Source organism: Streptomyces sp. NBC_00620 (assembly GCF_026341825.1).
GTDB lineage: Bacteria > Actinomycetota > Actinomycetes > Streptomycetales > Streptomycetaceae > Streptomyces.
On sequence record NZ_JAPENY010000001.1, the window covers coordinates 3,517,307 to 3,541,731 of the forward strand.

Below are 24,425 nucleotides of genomic sequence, written 5' to 3' on the forward strand. Positions count from 1 at the left end.
AACTCACGTGACCACACCCACGCCTCCAGGGGTACCCACGCGTCCGCCGGCTCAGTGGATCGCCCGCTACTTCGTGGACCCGCCCAATCCGGCCGACCTGAAGGCCGCCCAGCTGAAGATGGCGTTCGGCGGCGGTGGCCTCGTACTCGGAGTGGTGCTGCTCGCCGCCGGGGGAGACGCTTCCTTCCTGGGCGCCGTCGGGCTGGTGGTCGGCTTCATCCTCGGCGTCAAGGGCTGGAACGCCAAGCGCGCGTACGACGCCGCGTACGCCCTGGCCATGCCGCGCCCCTCCGACGCGGAGATCGACCAGCTCATCGCCACGGACGCCTTCTCGATCGTGAACCGGTCGCTGCCGCAGCTCGGACTCACGCCCGCCGACCTGGTGACGCCCCGCGGCGTCACCGGATCCGGCGGGGCGAGCTTCGACGACATCGCCGCCAACTCCGGGCCGCAGAGCGGTGTGGGCGGACCCGGGGACAACCAAATGGTGGTCTGGGGCCCCGCGTTCCCCTGCAACAGCGCCTTCGGCGACGACGGCCGGATGCGGTACTCGAAGTACGAGTTCATGGTGATCTGCCCGACCCACTACCTGCTGGCCATCTACCGCTGCGAACTCGACCTGTACAGCGGTCAGCTGAAGTCGGAGCAGACGCACGAGTACCACTACCAGGACGTGGTGGCCGTGCGCACCGCGTCCGTGCCGCTGCACAGGGGCGGCATCACCATCCAGCCGAGGGCTTCGCAGCGGGCGGCCTTCGCGCGGTTCGACACCGTTCGGCAGATGCAGATCGTCGTCTCCAGCGGTGACCGCACCTCGGTCACCCTCCGGGTGTCCAGCGCCGCCGACGTCACCGTCGACTCGAACGACCCGCTGGACTTCCCGCAGGTGCTCGAGAGGGTGCGCGCGACGCTGCGGGAGAAGAAGGGCGGCGTCCGCGCACCCGACGAGGACCTGCTCTGAGCGTCGCTGCTACTTCGTCACGTTCGGCGGCGTCAGAGGCGAGGCCGCCTGGGACTGCGGGGACGTGGAGGAGGCGTAGGCGGACGGGGCCGCCATGCCGGCCGTCGGGTCGGCGGGCGCGGCCTCGTCCTCCGTCTGGGCCGGAAGGCCGCCGACGATCCGGATGTCGGCGGCGTCGAAGGCCCGCTTGATACGCCAGCGCAGCTCGCGTTCGACGATCAGTGCCTTGCCGGGCATCGTCTTCGCCGAGACGCGGACGACCATCGAGTCGAGGAAGACGTTGTCGAGGCCGAGGACCTCGATCGGGCCCCAGAGACGCTCGTTCCAGGGCTCGGCCTTGCTCATGGTCTCGCCGACCTGGTTGAGGACGGCCTGGACGTGGTCCAGGTCCTCCGAGGAACGGACCGTGACGTCGACACCGGCCGTGGCCCAGCCCTGGGAGAGGTTGCCGATGCGCTTGACCTCGCCGTTGCGGACGTACCAGATCTCGCCGTTGTCGCCGCGGAGCTTCGTCACGCGGAGGCCGACCTCGACGACCTCGCCGGAGGCGACGCCCGCGTCGATCGTGTCGCCGACGCCGTACTGGTCCTCAAGGATCATGAAGACGCCGGAGAGGAAGTCCGTGACGAGATTGCGGGCGCCGAAACCGATCGCCACGCCCGCGACACCCGCCGAGGCGAGCAGCGGCGCCAGGTTGATCTCGAAGGTGCCGAGGACCATCAGCGCGGCCGTGCCCATGATCACGAAGGACGCGACCGAGCGGAGCACCGAGCCGATGGCCTGGGAGCGCTGGCGGCGGCGTTCGACGTTCACCAGGAGGCCGCCGAGCGCGGTGCCGTCCACCGCCTGAGCGGTGGAGTTCATGTGCTCTATCAGCTTGCTGATCGCCCGCCGTACCGCCACTCTCAGCACGGCCGCGATCACCACGATCAGCAGGACCCGCAGGCCGATGCTGAGCCACGTCGACCAGTTCTGCTCGACCCAGCTCGCGGCATTGGTCGCGCTTTCCTGGGCGTCCTGAAGCGTTGCGGTCGCCGGGTCGGTCGCCGTCGAGGAAGGAGACGGGGACGGCGAAGGCGTGGCGGCGGCCACTAGGACGGGCAAGGACACAGCAGGTACCTCCAGGCGTAGCTGTCCGCCCGCGGCAGGGACACATGAGGGGCACCGATCGGGCAGAACCACCACACTAACGGGGCATTGTGTGTCGATCGTTGCCATGTGCAGGGGAGAGGCCGTACTCACCTGGGGATGAAGAGTGTGTGGTCGAAAACACTCCCAGCCCGTTACCGGGACATGGTGGCGCTTCCACCAGGCATTCGGGGACACTGGCCACAGATCGTCCCGGCGCGAGCCACGCGCCGCCGGCGTACAAGGAGGCATCCGTGCCGCACGTCCTGGTCCTCAACGCGTCGTACGAGCCGCTCGGCGTCGTACCGCTCCGCCGCGCGCTCGTCCTCGTACTGGAGAACAAGGCTGTCAGCCTCGAGGAATCCGGCGCCTTTATGCATAGCGCGACCGTTACTGTCCCCGCACCCAGCGTGGTCCGGCTGAAGAGGTTCGTACGGGTCCCTTATCGGGGGCCCGTTCCACTCACCCGTCGCGCGCTCTTCGCCCGCGACGGCGGCCGGTGCATGTACTGCGGTGGCGTCGCAACCAGCGTCGACCACGTCATCCCGCGCTCCCGCGGAGGTCAGCACGCCTGGGAGAACGTGGTGGCTTCATGCCGCCGCTGCAACCACACCAAGGCCGACCGTCACCTGGTCGAGATCGGCTGGCGCCTGCGCCATAAACCCGCCCCGCCATCGGGGCTCGCCTGGCGCATCATCGGAACCGGACATAGGGACCCGCGCTGGCTGCCTTACCTGCAGCCGTACGGCGCGGAAGACGCGATGGCCCGGATCGACGGCATTTCCGCCTGACGATCCGGGCCTTCGTCTTGCCTCGTTCCGGCTCCCCGGGAGGACCCCTGTGCCTCCCGGGGAGCCGGCCGTCATGCCCGCGTACAGCGGCTGTGCGAAATGTCACGCATAGCGCAGCTCCGCCGGGTGGACGGAGCGGCGCAGCAGCGGCAGTGACGTGGCGGCGGCAAGCAGGCATGCGGCATATACGGCGACGGGGACCAGCAGGGGCAGCAGCGGCACCGATCCGCCGTCGCCGTCGGCGAGCACCGCGTACCAGACGCTGATCGCCATGCCCCCGGCGCCGGCCAGCGCGACCGCGGGGGCCAGCGGCAGGGCCGTCTCCAGGAGCAGCGCCCGGCCGAGTACGGCGTGCGGCACCCCGGCGGCGGATTGCGCGGCCAGCCCGCGGCGCCGGGTGGCCAGTGACTCGGCGGTGCCGACGGCGAGGCCGGAGAGGGTGATCGCCACGGCGACCAGGATCGCGGCGCCCGTCAGATCGACACCGGTCGTGTAGAAGGACATGTCCAAGGCCATCATCTCGGGGCCGCGCGTGTGGAGTGTGTCAAGCAGCACCTGCCGTACGCCGATGAAACCGGTCCCCACCACGGTCACCAGCAGGACCGCCGCGTGGGTGCGGGCAGCCGCCCACGGGTCGTCGCGCAGGCGCTCGGCGGCGATGAGTGTCGCCGGGTCTCCGGTGCGGGCCGCGAGCCGGCGGCCGGTGAGGCGGGCGGTGGCGCCGGTCACCCGTACGGCGCCCGCACCGGTGACGATCACCACGCCCAGGACGAGCGGCGGCGCCGTGCCGAACCCGCCGAAGTCGTCCGGGGCCATGACGAGCCCCACGAACAGGATCACCGGTGCCGCCATCAGGAACGCTGTGCCCGGCCCCCGGCCCGTGCTCGGTCGCGTCCGCCGCACCCAGCCCAGCGGCGAGGCGACCACGCGGCGCAGCGCGAGCGTGCTCATCAGCGCGCCCAGCAGGGGCACGGCCACGGCGATCACCGCGAACCCCGCCCAGACGGTGACCGGCGGATGCTGCCACTCGACCAGCAGGAGCAGCGCGGAGAAGACGGTGGCGACCGCCGAGCCCACGAGGCAAGTGAGCCCCGCCTCCAGCGCGGCGATCCGCCGCACCTGGGCCGGAGAGGCCCCCGCCAGGCGCAGCCCGGCCAGCCGCCGGTCGCGGTGTACGGCACCGATGCGGGCGCACTGCCCGAGGAAGCCGAGCACCGGGACGAGCAGGAGAAGCAGCGTGAGGACGATGCCGGAGCGCTCGCCGGGACGGTCGAGCAGACCGTTGCCGATGGACAGGTGGTGCAGCCCCCGCAGCGAGGCGACCGCGACCGCGGCAAGACCGAAGCCGGTGGCGAGCCCCGCCCCGACAGCTGTGAGCGTGATCCGCCACCACTCCCGCCGGTCGGAACCGCGGGTCAGCAGCAGCGCGAGCCTGAGATCGGTCCTCACGGGGACACCTCCACGGACGCGTCGACCGCCGAGCCGACCGCGGGGCCGCCGGCCACGACCCCGTCCCGCAGCGCGACCTCCCGATCCGCGTACGCCGCCACCTGCGCGTCATGCGTGATCAGCAGGACCGCCGTACCCGACTCGCGGGCCGTGTGCACCAGCGCGGTCATCACCTGCTCCCCGGCGAGGGAGTCCAGCGCGCCGGTCGGCTCGTCCGCGAAGACGATCCTCGGGCCGGTCACGAGGGCCCGCGCGAGCGACACCCGCTGCGCCTGGCCGCCGCTCATCTCACCGGGCCGCAGCGCCTCCTGCCCGCGTACGCCGAACCGCTCCAGCCACTCGCCCGCCCGCTCCTGGGCCGTCGTACGCGCGGTGCCCGCGAGCATCAGCGGCAGCGCCACGTTGTCGAGCGCGGTCAGTTCGGGGATCAGCTGACCGAACTGGAACACCACCCCGAAGTCGGTACGCCGCAGTTCGCTGAGCCGTTTCTCGGGGAGGCGGTCCAGGCGCTCACCGTCGTAGTGCACCGTGCCCTCCTCCGGGCGGACGATGCCGCAGAGGCAGTGCAGCAGCGTGGACTTGCCGCTGCCGCTGGCCCCGGTGACGGCCAGGATCTCGCCCGCGCGCAGGTCCACCGAGGCGCCGCGCAGGGCCCGGGTGGCACCGTGCGCCTTGAACAGGCCCCTGGCTGCCAGGAGTGGGTTGCTCATGCTGCGTCGACCTCCGCGGTCAGAGTGGTGAGCCGGGCCGCCGTCGTGGTCATCCAACGGAGGTCGGCGTCAAGGTGGTTGAGGGCGTAGTCGGCCGAGAGGACGGTCGCGAGACCGGCGCCGGGCGCGGTCTTCAGCGAGGTGAGCTCGCGCATCCGCGCCATGTGCGCGGCGCGTTGCGCCGCCAGATAGCCGGCCGGATCCGCCGAGGCGAGGATCGCGACGACGACCTTGGCGAAGATCTCGTTGGTCACGAAGGGCGCGGGCGGGGTGATCTCCCCTGCCCAGTGGGCCAGTTCGCGTGATCCGTCGTCGGTCGAGCGGTACAGCGTCCGCTCCGGGCCGCCGTCCGAGCCGGTCCCCTCGACCTCCGCGAGACCGTCGCGGACCAGCCGCTGCAAGGTTGTGTAGACCTGCCCGTAGGCCAACGGGCGGGCCTGCGGGAAGCGTTCGTCGTGGCGTCGCTTGAGGTCGTACCCATGGCTGGGACCTCCGGCGAGCAGCCCCAGCAGGATGTGGCGGGTGCTCATGCGGTTCATTATGTACTCGATATATGTAGTGAGTGAATAGTGAGCCCGGGAAAGTCTCGCGAGCGGCGGCGACGAGAGTGGCCGAAATGACCTGCTTGCACCAACCTGGAGGGGTTGCGCGGGAACAGAACGTGACCACTACCACGTTGTTCGTCCGTGTACGTCTGCCGTCGCGCCCGCTGGGTAGGGCTGCGGTAACCCGCTTCCAGCCGTACGACGACAAGGAGACCCTCGTGGCCGCATCGGCACACCTTCTGCTCTCGGCCCTCTCCAAACGCGGGGCGCAACCGTCCGCCGACCTTCAGGACCCGCAGCTGTGCGTCTTCAGCGCGGAGAGCACCTGCGCCGAGACCCCGCTGACCAGCGAGCCCCCACTCCCCGACGCCGAGCCGCTGACCAGCGAGCCGCCGCTGGCCGACGCGGCGCACCTGACGAGCGAGCCCACCTCCACCGGCGCCGCGTCGGGGGTCTAGATGGCACCTGGCCGCCCCGCGGACCCTCCCTCGACGCCGCTGTCCCGGCTCGCCGGACTGCACGGCGTCGCCACCTCCTACAGCCCGTCCCAGGACCGTACGGTCGCGTCCTCGGACGCCGCGGTCGTCGCGGTACTGGCGGCGCTCGGCGTCGACGCGAGCACGCCGGAGGCCATCGGCGCCGCCCTCGCGTCCCGGGAGGCCGAGACGCGGGACAGGCTGCTGCCACCGACGCTGGTGTGCTGGGGCGGCCGACTGCCCGGGGAACTGGCAGGACTGCCCGACGGCACCCGCGTCCGCATCGACACCGAACAGGGCGAGACCCGCGCATCCGCCGAGCAACTTCCGCCCGGCGTCCACGCGTTGCACGTCACCGCCCCCGACGGCCGCACCGCCGACGCCCACCTCGTCGTCGCCCCCGCACGCCTGCCGTCACCGCCCGGACGCACGTACGGACTCCTCGTCCAGCTCTACTCCCTCCTCTCCCGCCGCTCCTGGGGCATGGGCGACCTGGGCGACCTCGCCGAACTCACCGCCTGGGCGGGCCGTGCGCTCGGCGCCGGATTCGTGCAGGTCAACCCGTTGCACGCGGCCGTGCCCGGCACCCCCACCGACCCCTCCCCGTACCGGCCCTCCTCCCGCCGGTTCCCCGACCCGGTGCATCTGCGGGTCGAGGACATCCCCGAGTTCGGTTACGTCGAGGACCGCGACCGGGTGCGTACGCTCCTGGAGGGCGCCGCGCGACTGCGTGAATCCGTGCTGAGCAAGGGCGAGTTGATCGACCGCGACGCCGTGTGGGAACTCAAGCGCGAGGCCTTGGAGCTGGTGCGCGAGGTGCCGCTCGGGCCCGGGCGGCGGGCCGCGTACGTCGACTTCCTCGCCGAGGAGGGCGAGGCGCTGGAGGACCACGCCACCTGGTGCGCGCTCGCCGAGGTGTACGGCTCCCGGTGGCAGCAGTGGCCGGAAGGCCTGCGCGATCCGCGTTCGCCCGAAACCGCCCGCGCCCGGGGCGAGTTGATGGACCGCGTCGACTTCCACAGCCGCCTCGCCTGGCTCACCGACGCCCAACTCGCCACCGCCCAGCGCTCCGCGCGCGACGCGGGCATGGCCGTGGGACTCGTGCACGACCTCGCGGTCGGGGTGCATCCGGACGGGGCCGACGCCTGGGCGCAGCAGGAGTACTTCGCCGCGGGCATGTCGGTCGGCGCGCCCCCGGACGCCTTCAACGCACGCGGCCAGGACTGGGGCCTGCCGCCCTGGAGACCCGACCGCCTGGCCGAGTCCGGCTACGCCCCGTACCGCCGCCTCCTGCGCGCCCTCTTCCGGTACGCGGGCGCCCTGCGCATCGACCACGTCATGGGCCTGTTCCGGCTCTGGTGGGTTCCACAGGGACAGCCGCCCACGGAGGGGACGTACGTCCGTTACGACGCCGAGGCGATGCTCGCGGTACTGGCCCTGGAGGCGTCGCGCGCCGGGGCGCTGGTGATCGGCGAGGACCTCGGCACCGTCGAACCCGGTGTGCGCGAGACGCTGCACGAGCGCGGGGTGCTCGGCACCTCGGTGCTGTGGTTCGAACGCGACTGGGACGGCGACGGACTGCCCCTTCCCCCCGAACGCTGGCGCGCCGACTGCCTGGCCACCGCCACCACCCACGACCTCCCCTCCACAGCCGCCCGGCTCACCGGCGAACACGTCGAACTCCGCGACCGGCTGGGCCTGTTGACGGGCACCTTGGCGGAGGAGCGGGCCGCCGCGGCCGCCGAGACGGGGGAGTGGCTGGCGCTGCTCAACCGGCTCGGACTGCTGCAGGGCGCGACCGGCGGGCTGTCCGCGGTCTCGGAGGAGGCCGAGATCCAGGCCGTGCACCGGTTCCTGCTGCGCACTCCGGCCCGGATGATCGGCGTCTGGCTCCCGGACACGGTCGGCGACCGCCGCCCGCAGAACCTGCCCGGCACCTGGGACCAGTACCCGAACTGGCGGCTGCCCATCGCCGATGCGGAGGGCCGGCCGGTGACACTGGAGGAGTTGGCGGCCTCGCCCCGGCTGCACGCGTTGATCGATGTGCTGCGGGTGCGTGCGTGAGGCGGCGGGGGCGCGGGCGGGAGTCGCCGGGACCTCCGTACGGCACCCCCGGGCGCGCGGCCCACTCGGGCGTTCGCTACGTTGGCACCGTGGACAAGAAGAACGCCCTGCGCGCCGGCGCCCTGGCTGCCGGTACGACGCTGATGATGCTGCTCATGACGTCTCCCGCGCTCGCGCTGACCCGCGACGACGGTGACGACCCCGGCACGGGCCTGAGCGTGATCGACACGCTGGGTCTTTTCGTGCTGACGCCGCTCGTGCTGTTCGGGGTCATCGCGGGCCTCGTGATGGTCCTCGACAAGTCCGACAAGAACCTGGGTCAGAAGCAGAGCTAGGCGTAGGCAGAAGCGGGGCTGGACCAGGTTCGGTTCCAGCTCCCTCCGTCACGCGTTGGCGCCGGTTCCGGCGAGCAACTCCCTCAACAGGTCGGCCAGTTGGCCGGCCTGTTCCTCGTTCAGGGCGGACAGCGCTTCCGTCTGGACGGCGAGCCCCGCCCCGACGGCCTGGTCGATCAGCGCGAGGCCCTCGTCCGTGAGCGTCACCTGGAGCCCGCGCCGGTCGTGCGGATCGGGTGAGCGGCGCAGCAGTCCCGCACGCTCCAGTTTGTCCAGGCGTCCGGTCATCCCGCCGGTGGTGAGCATGAGCGTGGCCGAGAGCTGCCTGGGCGAGAGTGTGTACGGGGCGTCCGAGCGGCGCAGGGTCGCCAGTACGTCGAACTCGCCACGCGCGATGCCGAAGCGCGCGTACGCCTTCTCCATGCGGTCGCCCATCGTGCGGGAGAGCCGGTAGATCCGCCCGAAGACCTCCATCGCGGCGGTGTCCAGGTCGGGCCGCACCGAGGCCCACTGCTCGATGATCGCGTCGACGGGGTCCTTGGGCGTGTTCATGGGGCGAGTATCCGTCGCGGACCGGTCGGTCGCAAGAAAGTAGCTTGGCGGAAAGTTGCTTAGCTGAAAGTAGATTTGTTGAAAGTGGCTTGCTGGAAAGTAGCTTAGGGCTAAGCTACTTTCATGACCGCGACCCGTCCCGCCCTCCCTGCCCTCCTCATAGCCGTCACCGCACTCGCCCCCATCTCCTGGGGCAGCACCTACGCCGTCACCACCGAGTTCCTGCCGGCCGACCGGCCGCTGTTCACCGGGCTGATGCGGGCGCTGCCCGCCGGACTGCTGCTCCTCGCGCTGGCCCGGGTGCTGCCGCGCGGCGTCTGGTGGGGGAAGGCGGCGGTGCTGGGCGCGCTGAACATCGGCGCGTTCTTCCCGCTGCTGTTCCTCTCCGCGTACCGGCTGCCGGGCGGGATGGCGGCGGTCGTCGGCTCGATCGGGCCGCTGTTCGTCGCGGGCCTCTCGGCGCTGCTGCTCGGCGACCGCCCAACGCTGCGTACCCTCCTCACCGGTATCGCCGCCGCCCTCGGTGTCAGCCTCGTCGTGCTGCAGTCGGCGGGCGCGCTCGACCTGGTGGGCGTGCTCGCGGCGCTCGCCTCGACCGCGTCGATGTCCACCGGCACGGTGCTCACCAAGCGGTGGGGACGGCCGGACGGGGTCGGCCCACTGGCGCTCACCGCCTGGCAGTTGACGGCCGGCGGACTGCTGATCGCGCCGGTCGCCCTCATCGTCGAGGGCGCGCCGCCCGCGCTGGACGGCCGGGCGGTCGGCGGCTATCTGTATCTCGCGCTGGCGAACACGGCGGTCGCGTACTGGCTCTGGTTCCGCGGCATCGGCCGGCTCAGCGCCACGCAGGTGACCTTCCTCGGCCCGCTCTCGCCGCTGACGGCGGCCGTGATCGGCTGGGCGGCGCTCGGGCAGGCGCTGACGCCGGTGCAGTTGGCGGGCATGGCGGTGGCGTTCGGGGCGACGGTCTTCGGTCAGCTGAGGCCGCGCACGCCGCGCACGTCGAGTGCGGGCGTCGGACCTTTCAGTTCTCCTGAAAGGAATGCTCGAAAAGATTCGATGGACGTGACAGGTCCTGCCTTGCGACGGTAGTCGGGAACCTCCCCCGACCACCGAAAGGCAAGGGACATACGTGGCAGTCCTGGACCGGACCCGTACGCACAGTCCGAGCGGCAGCACGGCGAGAAACGGGACCGCCGGTCTCGCGCTCGCCGTCGTCGCCACGGTCGTCTGGTCCGGCAGCTTCGTCGCCGCCCGTGCCCTGCACGACAGCGTGCCGCCCGTGCAACAGGCGTTCTGGCGCTGGGTGATCGCGCTGGTGGCGGTCGCCCCGTTCGCGGCGCGCGAGGCCTGGCGGCAGCGGGCGCTCCTGCGACGCCACCTCCGTTTCGTCCTCCTGGCCGCCCTCCTCGGCGTCACCGTCTACAACACCCTGGTCAACCAGGCTGGCGTCTCCACCTCCGCGGGCAACATGGGCATGATCATGGCCGCGTCGCCGGTCCTGATGGCGGTGTACGAACGGGCCGGCGGCGTACGTCTGGGAGCGCGCCGTGTCGTCGGCATGCTGATCGCCTGCGTGGGCGTCGTACTCCTGGTCGGCAAGGGCTCGCTGTCGGTCGCGGACTTCACGACGGGCGACCTCTGGATGATCGCGGCGGCGACCTGCTTCGCGTCGTACAGCGCGCTCCTGCGCCGCAGGCCCGCCGAACTCACCGGCCTCACCTTCCTGTTCGCGACCTTCGCCCTGGGCACGGCGATGCTGCTCCCGGCGTACGCGATGAGCGTGAGCGCCGAGGGGACCTTCGCCCCCACCCCCGCGACCGTCGGCCCCCTCCTCTATGTGGGGGTCGCCTCCTCCGCAGTCGCGTTCTTCGCCTGGAACAAGGCGATCTCCCTGATCGGCGCGGCCCGCGCCGGAGCGGTCTACTACCTCCAGCCGGTGTGCGTCGCGGCCCTGTCGTACGCCGTCCTGGGCGAGCGGACGACCATGACGCAGCTGCTCTGCATGGCTCTGATCCTCGGCGGAGTCGTCCTCGGCGCCGCCCGCGGGACCCGCTGACCGGGTGTGGATAGGTTGCCGCCATGGCCGAGTACGACAGCTCCGACCGCGATGACAGCTACGACAGACGTGACAGGTACGACAGGTACGACAGGTGCGACAGGTGGGACATCAAGAAGCTGCGGATTCTGCGGGCTCTGCGGGAGTACGGGACCGTCACCGCGACCGCGGAGGCGCTGGTGCTCACGCCCTCGGCCGTGTCGCAGCAGCTGACGAATCTCGCCAGGCAGCTCGGGGTGCCGTTGCTGGAGGCCTCGGGGCGGCGGGTGCGGCTCACCGGCGCGGCGGAGCTCGTGCTGCGGCACGCGGAGGCGGTGTTCGAGCAACTGGAGCGGGCGGACGCGGAGTTGGCCGCGTATGTGCAGGGCGAGGTGGGGGAGGTGCGGGTGGGCGCCTTCTCGACCGCCGTGCCCGCGCTGGTCGTACCCGCCGTACGGGCGCTGGGCGAGGCGCATCCGGGGATCACCGTGCAGGTGCGGGAGGCCGAGGCGGCTCAGGCGTACGAACTGCTCGGCGCGGGTTCGGTGGACCTCGCGCTGTCGCTGGCCGCGCAGGCGCCGTCCGCGGCGGATCCGCGGTTCACTCGGGTGCCGTTGCTCGCCGATCCGCTCGATCTGGCCCTGCCGCGAGCTCATCCGCTGGCGTCGGCGCCGGCCGTGCGGCTCGCCGACTTCGCCGCCGAACCGTGGATCTTCGGCGGCAGCGGGCCATGGTCGGAGATCACCCGGGCGGCGTGCGAGGCCGCCGGGTTCAGCCCTCACCAGGGGCACTCCGCGGCCGGGTGGACGGCCATCCTGGCCATGGTCGAGGCGGGGATGGGTGTCGCTCTGGTGCCTCGGATGGCTTCCGTACGCCGGGACGGCGTCGTCATGCGGGAACTGGCCGCGGACCGTCCGCACCGGCACGTGGTCGCCGCGGTGCGCCGGGGAGCCGAGGACGCACCCGCCGTGGGCCACGTACTCGACGCCCTGCGGGACGCGGCCGCGCGGCTGGCGCCTGTCTGACGACTCCCGGCTGCCTCGCGGCGTCATGCATGCACTCTCGCCGCCTGACGCCGCGGGGCCGCCTCCGGGCGTCGGCGGGACTGGCGGAAATGGTCGGACAGGCCCTGGACCGCTGACTCGGAGCGCCCGGTCGGGCATGCTGCTGGGGTGGGCAGTATGGACGACGCTTCGGTGGCACGGTTCTACGATCAGTTCGCGGCCGACTACCACCTCATCTTCGCCGACTGGGACGCGAGCATGGCCCGGCAGGGCGAAGCCCTGGACGCGATGGTTGGCGCGCGGTTCGGTGCCGGGACCGCGGCGGTGCTGGACTGCTCCTGCGGGATCGGCACCCAGGCGATCGCGCTCGCCCTGCGCGGTCACCGGGTCACGGGTTCCGACCTCAGCCGGGTCGCGGTCGGCCGTGCGGCGCGTGAGGCGGCGCTCCGAGGGCTCCAACTGCCCACGGCGGCAGCCGACATGCGGCACCTTCCCTTCGCCGACGCCGTATTCGACGTCGTCGTCTGTGCCGACAACGCCCTGCCCCACCTGCTCGCCGAGGAGGACGTACGCGCGGCGCTCGCCGAGATGCGCCGCGTCCTCCGCGAGGGCGGACTGCTGATCCTCAGCACCCGCCCGTACGACGAGATCCTGCGGTCCCGGCCCGTCTCGACCCCTCCGCAGCTCGCGCGGACGCCGGGCGGCCGAGCCGTCACCTTCCAGCTCTGGGACTGGCACAAGGACGGCGAACGCTACGACCTGGAGCTCTTCCAGCTCCTTCCGGACGGCGACGACTGGCGCGTCAAGGTGCGGCGCACCACCTACTGGGCCCTGACCCGAGACCGGTTGACCGGCTTCGTCACCGAGGCGGGCTTCACCGGACCCGAGTGGGCGGCACCGGAAGCCAGCGGCTTCTTCCAGCCGGTCCTCACCGCGCGCAAGTCATGAGTACCGGGTCGCGCTCCCGCCGAGCGTGAGGGGGGGCGCCCGGCACAATGCCGGACGCCCCCCTTCACGTAGAACCCGTAGAACCGACTACGACGCGGCCGCGTCCGCAGCCTGTGCCTTCAGCGCCCGCTCGACGCCCGAGCGGGACTCCGAGATCAGGCGGCGCAGGGCCGCGTTGGGCTCGGCGGTGGCCAGCCAGGTGTCCGTCTTGGTGAGGGTCTCCTCGGAGACCTGGATGGACGGGTAGAGGCCGATCGCGATCTGCTGGGCGATCTCGTGCGAGCGCGAGTCCCAGATGTCCTTCACCACGGCGAAGAACTTGTCCGTGTACGGGGCGAGCAGTTCGCGCTGGCCGGTCTGTACGAAGCCGCCGATCACCGCTTCCTGCACGGCGTTCGGGAGCTTGTCGGACTCGACGACCTGGGCCCAGGCCTCCGCCTTCGCCTCCTCGGTGGGACGCGCGGCACGGGCCGTGGCCGCGTGACGCTCACCCGCCGCCGTCTTGTCCCGCTCGTACTCGGCGGTGATCTCCGCCTCGTCGTAGCGCCCGACCGCTGCCAGCTGCTCCACGAACGACCAGCGCAGCTCGGTGTCGACGGCCAGGCCCTCGATGGTCTCCCGGCCTTCGAGCAGCCCCTCCAGGAGGTCCAGCTGCTCCGGCGTACGGGCCGTCGCCGCGAAGGCGCGCGCCCAGGCCAGCTGGTGGTCGCTGCCGGGCTCGGCCGCCCGCAGGTGGGCCAGCGTGGCGTCGGTCCAGCGGGTCAGCAGGGCCTCGCGGGCGTTCGGGTCGGCGTACAGCTCGATCGCCAGCTTCACCTGGCGGTGCAGCGACTGCACGACACCGATGTCCGACTCCTTGCCGATGCCCGACAGGACGAGGGACAGGTAGTCGCGGGTCGCGAGCTCCGCGTCGCGCGTCATGTCCCAGGCCGAGGCCCAGCACAGGGCACGGGGGAGGGAGGACTCGAAGTCACCCAGGTGCTCGGTGACGAAGGCGAGCGAGTCCTCGTCGAGGCGGACCTTCGCGTACGACAGGTCGTCGTCGTTGAGCAGGAAGACGTCCGGGCGGCGCTTGCCGACCAGCTCCGGTACGGCCGTCAGATCGCCGTCGACGTCCAGCTCCACGCGCTCGTCGCGCAGCAGCTTGCCGCTGGTCTCGTCGAGGCTGTAGAGGCCGACGGCGATACGGTGCGGGCGCAGCGTCGGCTCGCCCTTGGCGCCCGCAGGCAGCGCCGGGGCCTCCTGGCGGATCGCGAACGAGGTGATGACACCGTTCGCGTCCGTCTCGATCTCCGGGCGCAGGATGTTGATGCCCGCGGTCTGCAGCCACTTCTGCGACCAGGTCTTCAGGTCACGCCCGCTGGTCTCCTCCAGCTTGCCCAGCAGATCGCTGAGCCGCGTGTTGCCGTACGCGTGCGCCTTGAAGTACGCCTGCACACCGCTGAAGAACTCGTCCATGCCGACGTACGCGACGAGCTGCTTCAGCACGCTCGCGCCCTTGGCGTAGGTGATCCCGTCGAAGTTGACGAGCACATCGTCCAGGTCGCGGATCTCCGCCATGATCGGGTGCGTCGACGGGAGCTGGTCCTGCCGGTACGCCCACGTCTTCATCGAGTTGGCGAAGGTGGTCCAGGAGTGCGGCCAGCGCGAGTCGGGGGAGTACGCCTGGCAGGCGATGGACGTGTAGGTGGCGAACGACTCGTTCAGCCACAGGTCGTTCCACCACTCCATGGTCACGAGGTCGCCGAACCACATGTGCGCCAGCTCGTGCAGGATCGTCTCCGCACGCACCTCGTACGCGGCGTCCGTCACCTTGGACCGGAACACGTACTGGTCCCGGATCGTCACCGCGCCCGCGTTCTCCATCGCGCCCGCGTTGAACTCCGGCACGAAGAGCTGGTCGTACTTCTTGAACGGGTACGCGTAGGCGAACTTCTCCTGGAACCAGTCGAAGCCCTGCCGCGTCACCTCGAAGATCGCGTCCGAGTCGAGGAACTCGGCCAGCGAGGGACGGCAGTAGATACCGAGCGGGACCGACTGCCCGTCCTTCTCGTACACGCTGTGCACGCTGTGGTACGGGCCCACGATCAGGGCCGTGATGTACGTCGAGATCCGCGGCGTCGGCTCGAAGACCCAGATGTCGTCCTTGGGCTCGGGCGTCGGCGAGTTGGAGATGACGGTCCAGCCGGAGGGCGCCTTCACGGTGAACTGGAAGGTGGCCTTCAGGTCGGGCTGCTCGAACGACGCGAAGACGCGGCGCGCGTCCGGGACCTCGAACTGGGTGTAGAGGTAGGCCTGTTGGTCGACGGGGTCGACGAAACGGTGGAGCCCCTCGCCGGTGTTGGTGTACGCGGCGTCCGCGACCACGCGGAGCACGTTGCGGCCCTCCAGCAGACCCGGCAGCGCGATCCGCGAGTCCTTGAAGACCGCGTCGACGTCCAGCGGGTCGCCGTTGAGGGTGACCTCGTGGACGGCCGGGGCCACCAGGTCGATGAAGGACTCCGCGCCGTTCTCGTCGACATCGAAGCGCACCGTGGTCACGGACCTGTAGGTGCCGCCCTCCTGCGCGCCGGAGAGGTCGAGATCGATCTCGTACGAGTCAACGGTGAGCAGCTGCGCCCGCTGCTGCGCCTCTTCGCGGGTCAGGTTTGTGCCAGGCACGCGGTCATCTCCTCGTTATGGGTGGGTTGCGCCATCCTTCCACGGGATCCGCGCGGAACGCGATGTCCGTTTCCCGCCGGAGAAGCGGGCGGCTGCGCGTGACTCTGGAGCCATGACTACGTACACCGCACGGGCCATCACCCCCGTGATCCTGAAGGAGCTGCGCTCTGTCGACGACGCGGGGCGCGGGATGGTTCCCGTGACCGATGAGGAGGGTGGGGCGCCGCTGCGCTGCTGTCTGCGGCGCAGCTTGCCTGGGGAGGTGATCGCGCTGGTCTCGTACGCGCCGTTGCGGCGGTGGGCCGCGTCGACGGGCGTGGATCCCGGCGCTTACGACGAGCAGGGCCCGGTCTTCATCCACGCGGAGGCGTGCGCGGGACCGGACGGGGCCGGCTACCCCTTCGCCAACGCCCACCGGACGGTCCGCCGCTACTCCGCCGAGGGGCGCATCCTGGGCGGACAGCTGGTCGCCGCTCCCGACGACGCGGCCTTCCGGAACGCCTTCGACGACCCGGCCGTGGCACTGGTCCACGTCCGGGCCGTGGAGTACGGCTGCTTCCTGTACGAGGTGCGCAGGGGGTAGTGGGTTTTTCGCCCCCTCCGCCCCTACCCATTCCCGTCACTTGGGGGCTCCGCCCCCAAACCCCCGCTCCTCAAACGCCGGAGGGGCTGAAGATTTCCCCGGCCGGAGCTGAAGTCTTTCAGTCCCGGCCGGGGAGAGATCTTTCAGCCCGTCCGGCGTTTGAGGACGAGGCCGTTCAGGCCGACAGCGGGGGTCTGGGGGCGGCAGCCCCCAGAAGCAAGGGACGGGTAGGGGCGGAGGGGGCGAAGAAAACCACCCCCCACCCCCCGGCGGTCAGCTCTTCAGCTCCGCCGCCACCAGCTCCGCGATCTGCACCGCGTTGAGCGCCGCGCCCTTGCGGAGGTTGTCGTTGGAGACGAAGAGGGCGAGGCCGTTGTCGACGGTCTCGTCATTGCGGATGCGGCCGACGTACGACGAGTCCTTGCCGGCGGCCTCGAGAGGGGTCGGGATGTCGGAGAGGACGACACCCGGGGCGCCGGCCAGGAGCTCCGTGGCGCGCTCCACGCTCAGCGGCCGCGCAAAGCGGGCGTTCACCTGGAGCGAGTGCCCGGAGAAGACCGGGACGCGCACGCAGGTGCCGGAGACCTTGAGGGCGGGGATCTCCAGGATCTTGCGGGACTCGTTGCGGAGCTTCTGCTCCTCGTCGGTCTCGTGCAGCCCGTCCTCGACGATCGAACCCGCGAGGGGGATCACGTTGAAGGCGATGGGCCGCTTGTAGACCCCCGGCTCGGGGAAGTCGACGGCGGAGCCGTCGTGGGTCAGCTTGTCGGCGTCGGCGACGACCTTGAGGGCCTGGCCGTGCAGCTCGGCCACACCGGCGACACCGGAGCCGGAGACCGCCTGGTAGGTGGCGACGACGAGGGCCTCGAGGCCCGCCTCCTCGTGCAGCGGCTTCAGCACCGGCATCGCGGCCATCGTCGTACAGTTCGGGTTCGCGATGATGCCCTTGGGCCGGTCCGCGATCGCGTGCGGGTTCACCTCGGAGACCACGAGGGGTACGTCCGGGTCCCTGCGCCAGGCGGAGGAGTTGTCGATCACGACGGCGCCCTGCGAGGCGACCTTCTCGGCGAGCGCCTTCGAGGTCGCGCCGCCCGCTGAGAAGATGACGATGTCCAGGCCCGTGTAGTCGGCCGTGGAGGCGTCCTCGACCGTCACACCGTCGAGGACCGACCCGGCCGAGCGGGCCGAGGCGAACAGACGCAGCTCGTCGACCGGGAAGTCCCGCTCGACCAGGATCCTGCGCATGACCGTGCCGACCTGACCGGTGGCTCCGACGATTCCGACCCTCACGAGGACTCCTTCACGTGGCGATTGCATGGCCTGGGCGTTTCCATCATGCGTCTCACCCGGGCCGCTGTGTCCAATCCTTTGCCCGGGGTGTGGGACGCCACTCCCTCAGCCGCGCAGTTCGATCGTCCACTCGCCCAGTGACCGGACATGGAGGAATGAGCTCGAAATGCGGTACGGACCGGAAGATGCGGTGATGTGCCGGTGCGGAAACAGGTTTTCGTCCAGTTCGAAGACGTGGATCAGGCCGGTCGCGACGGGCACCATCTCGACCTCGGGCCCGGTGTGACGTACGACTCCATACCAGCCACCCGGGGTCCGTGCGCCGAGCACGGGCGCGGCCCCGATCGGGGCCGGCTCCAGGCGCCACTTCGTGCCCTCGGCGGCGCGGACCGACACGAAGCAGGTGCCGCCCGGGTCGACCCACACGGGGCCGAGAGTGGGACGGCGGCGGCCCAGGGTGTCGGCGATGGACACCGACTTTCCGTACGGGTGGTTCACGGCCCACGCGCTCAGGTGCTCGTTGTCGCCGCGCGAGGTCCGCTGCACCGTCATCAGGGTGGGCGGTCCCTGATAGCGCAGAACCGTGCTGCCCACGCCCTCGGCCGGACCGGTGAGCAGCGGAGCCTCCTCCTCGGGCAGCAGCCGCAGCGTCCACTCGCCCGAGCATCCGATCCGTACGGGCTGCTCGGCCCTGCCGTCGGCGAAGAGCAGGGCCGTGCCACGGGTTCCGCGCTCGCGGCCGGTGAACCAGTTGTCCTCGTCGCCGTACTCGTCGACGGTCTTCACTTCGAGCGAGTAGTCGGCCTTGGCGCCCGGGAAGTCGTACCGGACCAGCGCCGGGCGCCCCGGGCGGGGGTTGACCAGCGTGATCGTCTTGTGGCCCCGGCCTTCGTAGACGCCCGTCTTCTGGCCGGCGGACGGGTTGCGGACGGGCAGGGGTTTGGCGGTGAGCTCCCAGTTGCCCTCGGCGTTCTCGACGACGATCAGGAGCGGGCCGTCGGGGACCGGGACGGTCTGCTTGAGCCGGCCGATCTCGTTGACGATCAGGTCGTGCCGGCTGAGGTCGTCCAGGTGCGTGGCCTCGTGGAGGTTCACCTGGAAGAGCTCGCGGTCGGCGCCGCCGTCGAACCTGACTTTCACATCGGCCGCGGTGCCGGTGTAGGCGAGGACGTCGGCGCCGCGGCCCGTGAGCTTCGCGGTGCCGAGCGGGCGGGCCGCCGACAGTGGGAGCACGGTGACCGTCCAGGCGCCGCTGTAGTCGACGTTCAGCCGCAGCGGACGGTCCTGCGGGGGCTGGACCAGCGCGCGGCCGTGGAAGTCGGGCAGGAGCGTGTTGAAGACGAGGCGGTCCCTCTTGTTGCGGTGGTCGAGGGTCTCGACACTGAGGTAGTCGTCGCCCAGAACCCGGATCTCCACGATCACCGGACCCGGCGGCAGGGGTACGTCCACGGAGACCACGCCGTTGCCGCGGCCGCTCTGGGCATAGGGCGCGAAGTCGGCGCCGAGGGAGCCCGGTGCCGGTGCCTGTGCGGGCGCCTGTGCCGGCGAGGGGATCGATATGACGGTGGCGGGCGGCGGTTCGCTCGTCTTCGAGATGTCCGTACGCACCACCGGAGCCACCGGCTCCGCCACCACGATCCCGAAGTCCGTCGCCAGCCCCGCGAGCCCCGACGCGTAACCCTGCCCCACCGCGCGGAACTTCCACTCCCCGTTGCGCCGGTAGAACTCGCCCAGTACGAAGGCGGTCTCGCTCGACGCGTCCGTCACCTCGTAGTGCGCGACCACCGCCCCGTCCCCGGCGAGCGCCTGCACGGCGAGTCCGGGCACCGCACCGAAGACCCCTCCGTCGCAGGACCCCGCTATCAACACCCGCTGCACGGCGGGCTCGATCCGCGGCAGGTCCAACTCCAGCCACTCGGCGAGCTGCCCGCCGCCCTCGCCGTTCCCCGCGTGCCGTACGGCGCCCGAGGGATGCGCGGGCTGGTTGAAGAAGACGAGGTCGGCGTCGCCCCGTACCCTGCCGACCGCGTCGAGCAGTAGTGCCGAGGCGTCCACGGAGGGGGTCCCCGGCACGTTCCGCCGGCAGACCGCGACACGCAACAGACCTGCGGGAACAGGGATGTTGGCGCCCTTGATGATGTGCGTCATGGGGCACATCGTGGCAGTGACCATGGCGTGAAGTCGATGAGAAGAAAATGAGAGAGAGAAGTGGAGGCCGGGGGTCCGTGGAACTCCGCGGAAGCGAGCCGAACGTTCTGGCCCGATCCGGCGTCATAGAGGAAACGCGGGGGAGGGGAGGGGTGCTGTGCTGCGCAGAAAGGCCCGCCGCGGCCAGGGGGGCGTCCAGGAGGTGGACGACCCCCTGGACGCGGCGCAGGAGCGCCGGGTGCGGGCGGTGCTCGCGCTCGGCGGGGTACCGCAGGCGGACCTGCCGGACGGGGTTCAGCAGGTCCGCCTGCGGTTGCTGGAGCGCGCGGCGAAGGGGGACGAGGCGCCGCGTGACGTGTCCGCGTGGGCGGCGGTCGTCGCGTCCAACCTGGCGATGGACTGGCACCGGGCCAAGCGCCGTCAGGAGCGGCTCGGTGAACGCCTGGCCTCGCTGAGGCAGTTGGAGCACCCCTCGGACGAGGACTCCAGCGTGCTCTCGCTCGCGGTCGCCCAGGGTCTGGACGAACTGCCCGACTCCCAGCGCCAGGTCCTTGTCCTGCGCTTCTACGCCGACCTGCCCGTCCGCGACATAGCCGAGGAACTCGGCATCCCGGAGGGCACGGTCAAGAGCAGGTTGCACGCGGCGGTACGGGCACTGCGCACCCGCCTGCACGAGGACGAGGTGGTGTGACGTGGCCGAGTACGAAGGTGTCGACGCGCTCCTGGCCGCGATCACGGACGAACCGCTGCCCGAAGGAGCCCAGGACGACGCCGAGTTCATGGCGGAGCACGGGTCGGCGATGGCGGATGTGGCGCTGTTGCGCGAGCGGCTGGGGGTCATCGGGGACGCGCTTGCGGAGCCCGCGGAACGCAAGGAAGCAGCGAAACCAGCGCCGACGCCGGCACGGGCGCCGAGGAGGCGCGCACGCCGGGCCCTGCCCATCGCCCTGGGAACCTTCGCCGCAGCCGCCGTGGCCGCGATGGTCCTCGGCATGGGCTGGCTCATCTCGCAGAACGGAATCGGCGTCGGGGCCGCCGACAGCAGTAGCGGGGAGAAAGCGGCGGACAACAACGCGCAGTCCGACCAGAGGTCCGCGCTCAGCACCCCGGGCTACCTCGCCTGCGCCCGGCTCGTCGTCGAGGGTACGGTCGCGCAGGTTGAGCCGGGCCCCGACGCGAGCCAGGACCGCATCACCCTCGACGTGAGCCGCTACTACAAGCCGGAGAAGGGGAAGGATCAGGTCATCCTCGTTGTGGACCTGGACATCGTTCCGCGGCTGCAGAAGGGCGACCACGTCCTCGTCGGCATCCCGGCCGGCGCGGCGTCCGCCGGCACCTGGATCAAGGGGGAGGAGAACATCGCCCGCGAACGCGCGTGGATCGTCTCGGCGCTGCCGGACGCGAACACACTCGAGTGCACTGACCGTTGAGGCGACCGTGCCGTTGATCCGGGCCCGGTTTCCTTCTGGGCTCCGTTTCCGCAGAATGGGGTTCCGCCCCCGTCGAACGATCCCTGATGCTTCTGCGTCATAGGAGAAACACGATGGGGGAGAGCACCGGTGCCGATCAGGAGATCCCCGCGCGCTGACCAGGACCCGCGCACCGACCAGGACCCGCACGACGCGGATCCGCTCGAAGCGGCCCAGGCCGACCGGGTCCGCGCGGTTCTGGCGCTCGGCGGCGTACCGCAGGACGACCTTCAGGACGGGCTGCAACAGGTACGGCTACGACTGCTGGAGCGCCGGGCACGTGGCGAGGAGTCCCCGCGTGACGTCGGCGCCTGGGCAGCGGTGGTGGCATCGAACCTCGCCGTTGACTGGCACCGTACGAAACACCGTCAGGAGCGGGTCAGCGAGCGGCTCTCACTCTTGAGTACTCCGGATGCCCAGGTGCAGGGCGGTCCCGAGGAGGGGCTGCTGGCCCTCGCCGTCGCCGAGGGACTCGACGCGCTGCCCGCCCCGCAGCGGCAACTGCTCGTCCTGCGCTACTACGCGGACCTCTCGGTGCCGCAGATCGCGGAGCAGCTGGGGATCCCCTTGGGAACGGTCAAGAGCAGGCTGTACGCGGCGGCGAAGCTGATGCGCGATCGGCTGCAAGTGGAAGAGGTGGCTTGACGGTGCACGAGCACGAGCAGCCGGTGGACGACGAGCAGCTCATGGCGGTGCTGCTGGGCCGGCCTTCGCCCCAGGACCCCGGTACCGCCGCCGACAGGCACGCGGCAGCGGAACGGGACATGGCCGCCGTACAGGGACAGCTACGGCGGATCGGCGACGGGCTGGCCCGGGCGGCCGCGACGGCGCCCGTCGCCCCGCCGGAACCGCGGGCGCCCGTCCGCCGCTCTCGGCGTACGCGCAAGGTCGTCCTCGCACTCGCGGCCTCCGTGGCCGTCGCGCTGGTCGGCACGGCCGCCGCCTATCTCGTCGCCCACAACGGCACCGTGGACGGCGGCGCCGACGAGGCCAGGCTCACTGCCGAGGGCTCCATCGCCTGCTCCACGGCCGTGGCCGAGGGCACGGTGGCCCGCGTCGACGCCCTTGGCGGCGACGAGAGGTTCCGCGTCGTCCTGGACGTGGACCGCTACTACAAGCCGGAGAGCGGGAAGCCGCAGCTGAGTTTCACCACCGAGGGTGCGGAGACGAAGACGTACTACCGGATCGGCGTGCGGATGCTGGTCGTGGTCTCCGGGATCGCCGCGGAGGGGCTCGAGACCTTCCGGGAGGGTGACCCGGCGCTGCCCGACGGTGGCCCCGACGCGCCGTCCGGGCCAGTGCGCGACGCCCTGGAATGGGGGCGCCAGTGGGTCGGGAAGGCCCTGCCCGGTGCGCGGGGGGTCGACTGCCCCCTCGAATGATCCCGGTCTTCTGAGTAAAGCCGTTGCGTATTCGATCACAATCCCTTTACCTTTCCCTTGCGTGATTTTTGTGGCAGGTGCATGCCATTTACATCCAGGGGGGATGTGTCGTGAGTACGAACAGATCGAAGCTCTCGTGGAGAACCGCGGCCGCCGTGGCCGCCGCGAGCGCGGTCATCGGGGTCGGCGCTTGGAGCGCCTTCGGGGAGGAGTCCCCGGGCTCGCGCCTCGACGCACGGGCCGAGCGGATCATGCACGGGCGGGAGACCATCGAGTTCGCGAACCTGGAGCAGTTGGTCGGGTCGACGCCGTACATCGTCAAGGCGACGGTGACGGACATCCAGCCCGGCCGGAGCACCGGCGATGAGGACAGCGGTGGTGTCGAGCAGGCGCGCGACGTGACCCTCTCCGTCGAGACGAGCTACAAGAAGGCGCTGCTGCCGTCCACCCTCGTCGTCGAGGAGTGGGGCTGGGACGAGGACGGAGCGGGCTACCAGGTGGAGAACGTCGCCTGGAGCAAGATCGGCGACGAGGGCTACTACTTCCTCACCAGGAGCACGACCGCCGGCCACTACAAGCTGGTCAACACCCAGGGGCGAGCCCTGGAGACCAGTGACGGGTTCCTGAAACTGTCGGCGGATCCCGAGTCGGAACTCACCGCGGCCATCGGCTGGATGGACTCGCTCGATTTCGGGCTGCAGATCAGGTACCTGCTCCAGCCGGAGAACAGCGATCAACTCGAAACCGTATCGGAGCCGCCGGCCGCGCCCAGCGCTTCCCAGACGGAGCCCGCGGCCGACGACGGCAGTGAGGAGCCCTACCCCGACGACTCCGTCGACGACGGCTCGGAACCCAGCGCGTCGCCCACGAGCGGATGATCGCGCGCCAGGCCCTGCGTGTCAGCACTCCAGCCGTCCGTACCGACAGAAAGCGATCCGACGTGCCGAGACTCTCTCCCCGGCTCACCGCCGCGCTCGCCGTGGCCGCCGCCCTCATCCTGGCGCTCCCCTCCGCGGCCCACGCCGACCACGACGACGACGGGACCGACCCGGACAACAGGAACCAGGCGGTCAAGGGCATCAAGCTGACCACCAACGGCACCAACGCGATGAACCACGGCAAGGCCGAACTGGAGCGCAGCGTCATCACCACCTCGTGGGGCGGCGGTGACATCGAGGTCTACGACGCGGACTACGGCGACACCGAGTGGAGCGGCCGTACGGACTGCACGAACTGGAACGCCCTGTGGACCTCGTGCGACATCATCCGCGTCCGCTTCAACCAGTACTACGGCCTCACCGCCTCGCAGTGGCGCAGCCTCGGCTGCCACGAGTTCGGCCACACGGCGGACCTGGGACACCGCAAGGCGAGCAACGACTCCGACAACAACTCCTGCATGCGCGGTAAGGGAATCTGGCCGACCCACTACGACCAGCACGACCTGAACGCGATCAAGGCGGGGACGTGATCATGAGGAAGGGGTTCCTCGTCGCCTCGGTGACCGCGGCGCTGCTCGCGCTCGGCACCACCGGATTCCTCGTCCTGGGGGAGTCGGAGGTGGATGAGTTCAAGGATTCGGCGAAGAGCAAGGCGTTCTGCCGTACGGCGGCTCCGTTGGATCTGGAACGGACCGAGCAACTCACCGTGCACGAGCGCGAACACATCATCGAGGACCTCAACGACGGCCTCCCCGAGGGAGTTTCGGAGGACTTCGAGCGGCTGCTCGCCTGGTACGACCATGCTGAGCCGGAGCACGAGGAGGCCGCCCGCAAGTCCAGTTACGCGGTCGGTGAGTTCATCGAGCAGGTGTGCGCGGACGTCAACATCGGCGGGATCCGGACCTCCGGCTAGCCGGGGCGCACGGAAGAGACAAGGGGCGGGTGTCCTTCCG

Annotated in this window: 25 protein-coding genes; 17 read left to right on the plus strand and 8 right to left on the minus strand. The window is 70.9% G+C overall.

The features are described 5' to 3' along the window. The first annotated feature begins 7 nt into the window (after positions 1–7). Positions 8–961 carry a hypothetical protein gene (locus OG246_RS16270; protein WP_266462134.1) on the plus strand — a complete coding sequence of 318 codons (954 nt, stop codon included), beginning with the start codon at positions 8–10 and terminating at the stop codon, positions 959–961. 9 nt (positions 962–970) lie between these two features. On the opposite strand, the gene OG246_RS16275 is transcribed toward OG246_RS16270, so the two are convergent. Beyond that, a complete protein-coding gene (locus OG246_RS16275) occupies positions 971–2,071 on the minus strand; it encodes a mechanosensitive ion channel family protein (protein ID WP_266462136.1) in 1,101 nt (366 codons plus the stop codon). A 272-nt stretch (positions 2,072–2,343) separates the two neighbouring features. On the opposite strand from OG246_RS16275, the gene OG246_RS16280 reads away from it, so the two are divergent. Beyond that, positions 2,344–2,880 carry an HNH endonuclease gene (locus tag OG246_RS16280; RefSeq protein WP_266462139.1) on the plus strand — a complete coding sequence of 179 codons (537 nt, stop codon included), beginning with the start codon at positions 2,344–2,346 and terminating at the stop codon, positions 2,878–2,880. 102 nt (positions 2,881–2,982) lie between these two features. Here the strand turns inward: OG246_RS16280 and OG246_RS16285 are convergent, their stop codons facing one another. From OG246_RS16285 to OG246_RS16295, 3 genes are read right to left on the minus strand one after another with little or no spacing between them, the layout of a single operon-like run. Next, entirely contained in the window at positions 2,983–4,329 is a 1,347-nt protein-coding gene (locus OG246_RS16285) for an FtsX-like permease family protein (protein WP_266462142.1), read from the minus strand. Next, complete coding sequence (locus tag OG246_RS16290) at positions 4,326–5,039, minus strand: ABC transporter ATP-binding protein (RefSeq protein ID WP_266462144.1); 714 nt, start codon at positions 5,037–5,039, stop codon at positions 4,326–4,328. Before OG246_RS16290 ends, OG246_RS16285 begins: the two co-directional genes overlap by 4 nt. Next, the gene (locus OG246_RS16295) at positions 5,036–5,569 is read right to left on the minus strand and encodes a PadR family transcriptional regulator (protein ID WP_266462146.1); all 534 of its coding nucleotides are present in this window, start codon (positions 5,567–5,569) and stop codon (positions 5,036–5,038) included. Before OG246_RS16295 ends, OG246_RS16290 begins: the two co-directional genes overlap by 4 nt. Positions 5,570–5,802: 233 nt before the next feature. On the opposite strand from OG246_RS16295, the gene OG246_RS16300 reads away from it, so the two are divergent. From OG246_RS16300 to OG246_RS16310, 3 genes are all read left to right on the plus strand, one after another. Continuing rightward, on the plus strand, positions 5,803–6,042 hold the full coding sequence (locus OG246_RS16300; protein ID WP_266464249.1) for a hypothetical protein: 240 nt from the start codon (positions 5,803–5,805) through the stop codon (positions 6,040–6,042). Next, complete coding sequence (gene malQ / locus OG246_RS16305) at positions 6,043–8,124, plus strand: 4-alpha-glucanotransferase (RefSeq protein ID WP_266462150.1); 2,082 nt, start codon at positions 6,043–6,045, stop codon at positions 8,122–8,124. It abuts the gene before it with no gap. 89 nt (positions 8,125–8,213) lie between these two features. Then, entirely contained in the window at positions 8,214–8,459 is a 246-nt protein-coding gene (locus tag OG246_RS16310) for a hypothetical protein (RefSeq protein ID WP_266462156.1), read from the plus strand. Positions 8,460–8,507: 48 nt separating this feature from the next. Here the strand turns inward: OG246_RS16310 and OG246_RS16315 are convergent, their stop codons facing one another. After that, complete coding sequence (locus OG246_RS16315; RefSeq protein WP_266462158.1) at positions 8,508–9,011, minus strand: MarR family winged helix-turn-helix transcriptional regulator; 504 nt, start codon at positions 9,009–9,011, stop codon at positions 8,508–8,510. Between the two features lie 123 nt (positions 9,012–9,134). Between OG246_RS16315 and OG246_RS16320 the strand changes: the two genes are divergently transcribed. The 4 genes from OG246_RS16320 (at position 9,135) to OG246_RS16335 (ending at position 13,001) form a co-directional block, all read left to right on the plus strand. Further along, a complete protein-coding gene (locus tag OG246_RS16320) occupies positions 9,135–10,103 on the plus strand; it encodes an EamA family transporter (RefSeq protein WP_266462160.1) in 969 nt (322 codons plus the stop codon). Between the two features lie 49 nt (positions 10,104–10,152). After that, positions 10,153–11,070 carry a DMT family transporter gene (locus OG246_RS16325; protein WP_266464252.1) on the plus strand — a complete coding sequence of 306 codons (918 nt, stop codon included), beginning with the start codon at positions 10,153–10,155 and terminating at the stop codon, positions 11,068–11,070. A gap of 23 nt (positions 11,071–11,093) precedes the next feature. Beyond that, complete coding sequence (locus OG246_RS16330) at positions 11,094–12,074, plus strand: LysR substrate-binding domain-containing protein (RefSeq protein ID WP_266462163.1); 981 nt, start codon at positions 11,094–11,096, stop codon at positions 12,072–12,074. Between the two features lie 156 nt (positions 12,075–12,230). Beyond that, positions 12,231–13,001: a class I SAM-dependent methyltransferase gene (locus OG246_RS16335; protein WP_266462166.1), complete on the plus strand. Its 771-nt coding sequence runs from the start codon at positions 12,231–12,233 to the stop codon at positions 12,999–13,001. A gap of 87 nt (positions 13,002–13,088) precedes the next feature. On the opposite strand, the gene pepN is transcribed toward OG246_RS16335, so the two are convergent. Then, positions 13,089–15,662, minus strand: coding sequence for an aminopeptidase N (gene pepN / locus OG246_RS16340; RefSeq protein WP_266462169.1), 2,574 nt, complete (start codon positions 15,660–15,662; stop codon positions 13,089–13,091). A gap of 112 nt (positions 15,663–15,774) precedes the next feature. Between pepN and OG246_RS16345 the strand changes: the two genes are divergently transcribed. Beyond that, complete coding sequence (locus OG246_RS16345; protein WP_266462172.1) at positions 15,775–16,245, plus strand: DUF1203 domain-containing protein; 471 nt, start codon at positions 15,775–15,777, stop codon at positions 16,243–16,245. Between the two features lie 273 nt (positions 16,246–16,518). Here the strand turns inward: OG246_RS16345 and OG246_RS16350 are convergent, their stop codons facing one another. Continuing rightward, complete coding sequence (locus OG246_RS16350) at positions 16,519–17,535, minus strand: aspartate-semialdehyde dehydrogenase (protein ID WP_266462174.1); 1,017 nt, start codon at positions 17,533–17,535, stop codon at positions 16,519–16,521. A 105-nt stretch (positions 17,536–17,640) separates the two neighbouring features. Then, entirely contained in the window at positions 17,641–19,683 is a 2,043-nt protein-coding gene (locus OG246_RS16355; protein ID WP_266462177.1) for a TerD family protein, read from the minus strand. A gap of 157 nt (positions 19,684–19,840) precedes the next feature. On the opposite strand from OG246_RS16355, the gene OG246_RS16360 reads away from it, so the two are divergent. From OG246_RS16360 to OG246_RS16390, 7 genes are all read left to right on the plus strand, one after another. Next, positions 19,841–20,374 carry a sigma-70 family RNA polymerase sigma factor gene (locus OG246_RS16360; RefSeq protein WP_266462180.1) on the plus strand — a complete coding sequence of 178 codons (534 nt, stop codon included), beginning with the start codon at positions 19,841–19,843 and terminating at the stop codon, positions 20,372–20,374. Between the two features lies 1 nt (position 20,375). Further along, positions 20,376–21,113: a hypothetical protein gene (locus OG246_RS16365; RefSeq protein ID WP_266462183.1), complete on the plus strand. Its 738-nt coding sequence runs from the start codon at positions 20,376–20,378 to the stop codon at positions 21,111–21,113. A gap of 135 nt (positions 21,114–21,248) precedes the next feature. Continuing rightward, positions 21,249–21,797 (plus strand): RNA polymerase sigma factor, encoded by a 549-nt coding sequence (locus OG246_RS16370; RefSeq protein WP_266464255.1) that lies wholly within the window; start codon positions 21,249–21,251, stop codon positions 21,795–21,797. Positions 21,798–21,799: 2 nt separating this feature from the next. After that, positions 21,800–22,534, plus strand: coding sequence for a hypothetical protein (locus tag OG246_RS16375; RefSeq protein WP_266462185.1), 735 nt, complete (start codon positions 21,800–21,802; stop codon positions 22,532–22,534). A gap of 110 nt (positions 22,535–22,644) precedes the next feature. Further along, positions 22,645–23,412, plus strand: a complete 768-nt coding sequence (locus tag OG246_RS16380; protein ID WP_266462188.1) for a hypothetical protein — start codon at positions 22,645–22,647, stop codon at positions 23,410–23,412. A gap of 62 nt (positions 23,413–23,474) precedes the next feature. Then, positions 23,475–24,002 carry a hypothetical protein gene (locus OG246_RS16385; protein ID WP_266462191.1) on the plus strand — a complete coding sequence of 176 codons (528 nt, stop codon included), beginning with the start codon at positions 23,475–23,477 and terminating at the stop codon, positions 24,000–24,002. After that, positions 23,999–24,385 carry a hypothetical protein gene (locus OG246_RS16390; RefSeq protein ID WP_266462193.1) on the plus strand — a complete coding sequence of 129 codons (387 nt, stop codon included), beginning with the start codon at positions 23,999–24,001 and terminating at the stop codon, positions 24,383–24,385. Before OG246_RS16385 ends, OG246_RS16390 begins: the two co-directional genes overlap by 4 nt. The last annotated feature ends 40 nt before the right edge of the window (positions 24,386–24,425 follow it).

What these genes read in the sequence shown, in the direction of transcription:
- OG246_RS16295 (WP_266462146.1), bottom strand. Translation starts at nt 5,569, where the DNA reads ATGAGCACCCGCCACATCCTGCTGGGGCTGCTCGCCGGAGGTCCCAGC.
- OG246_RS16335 (WP_266462166.1), top strand. Translation starts at nt 12,231, where the DNA reads ATGGACGACGCTTCGGTGGCACGGTTCTACGATCAGTTCGCGGCCGAC.
- OG246_RS16315 (WP_266462158.1), bottom strand. Translation starts at nt 9,011, where the DNA reads ATGAACACGCCCAAGGACCCCGTCGACGCGATCATCGAGCAGTGGGCC.
- OG246_RS16290 (WP_266462144.1), bottom strand. Translation starts at nt 5,039, where the DNA reads ATGAGCAACCCACTCCTGGCAGCCAGGGGCCTGTTCAAGGCGCACGGT.
- OG246_RS16345 (WP_266462172.1), top strand. Translation starts at nt 15,775, where the DNA reads ATGACTACGTACACCGCACGGGCCATCACCCCCGTGATCCTGAAGGAG.
- OG246_RS16355 (WP_266462177.1), bottom strand. Translation starts at nt 19,683, where the DNA reads ATGACGCACATCATCAAGGGCGCCAACATCCCTGTTCCCGCAGGTCTG.
- OG246_RS16330 (WP_266462163.1), top strand. Translation starts at nt 11,094, where the DNA reads ATGGCCGAGTACGACAGCTCCGACCGCGATGACAGCTACGACAGACGT.
- malQ (WP_266462150.1), top strand. Translation starts at nt 6,043, where the DNA reads ATGGCACCTGGCCGCCCCGCGGACCCTCCCTCGACGCCGCTGTCCCGG.
- OG246_RS16320 (WP_266462160.1), top strand. Translation starts at nt 9,135, where the DNA reads ATGACCGCGACCCGTCCCGCCCTCCCTGCCCTCCTCATAGCCGTCACC.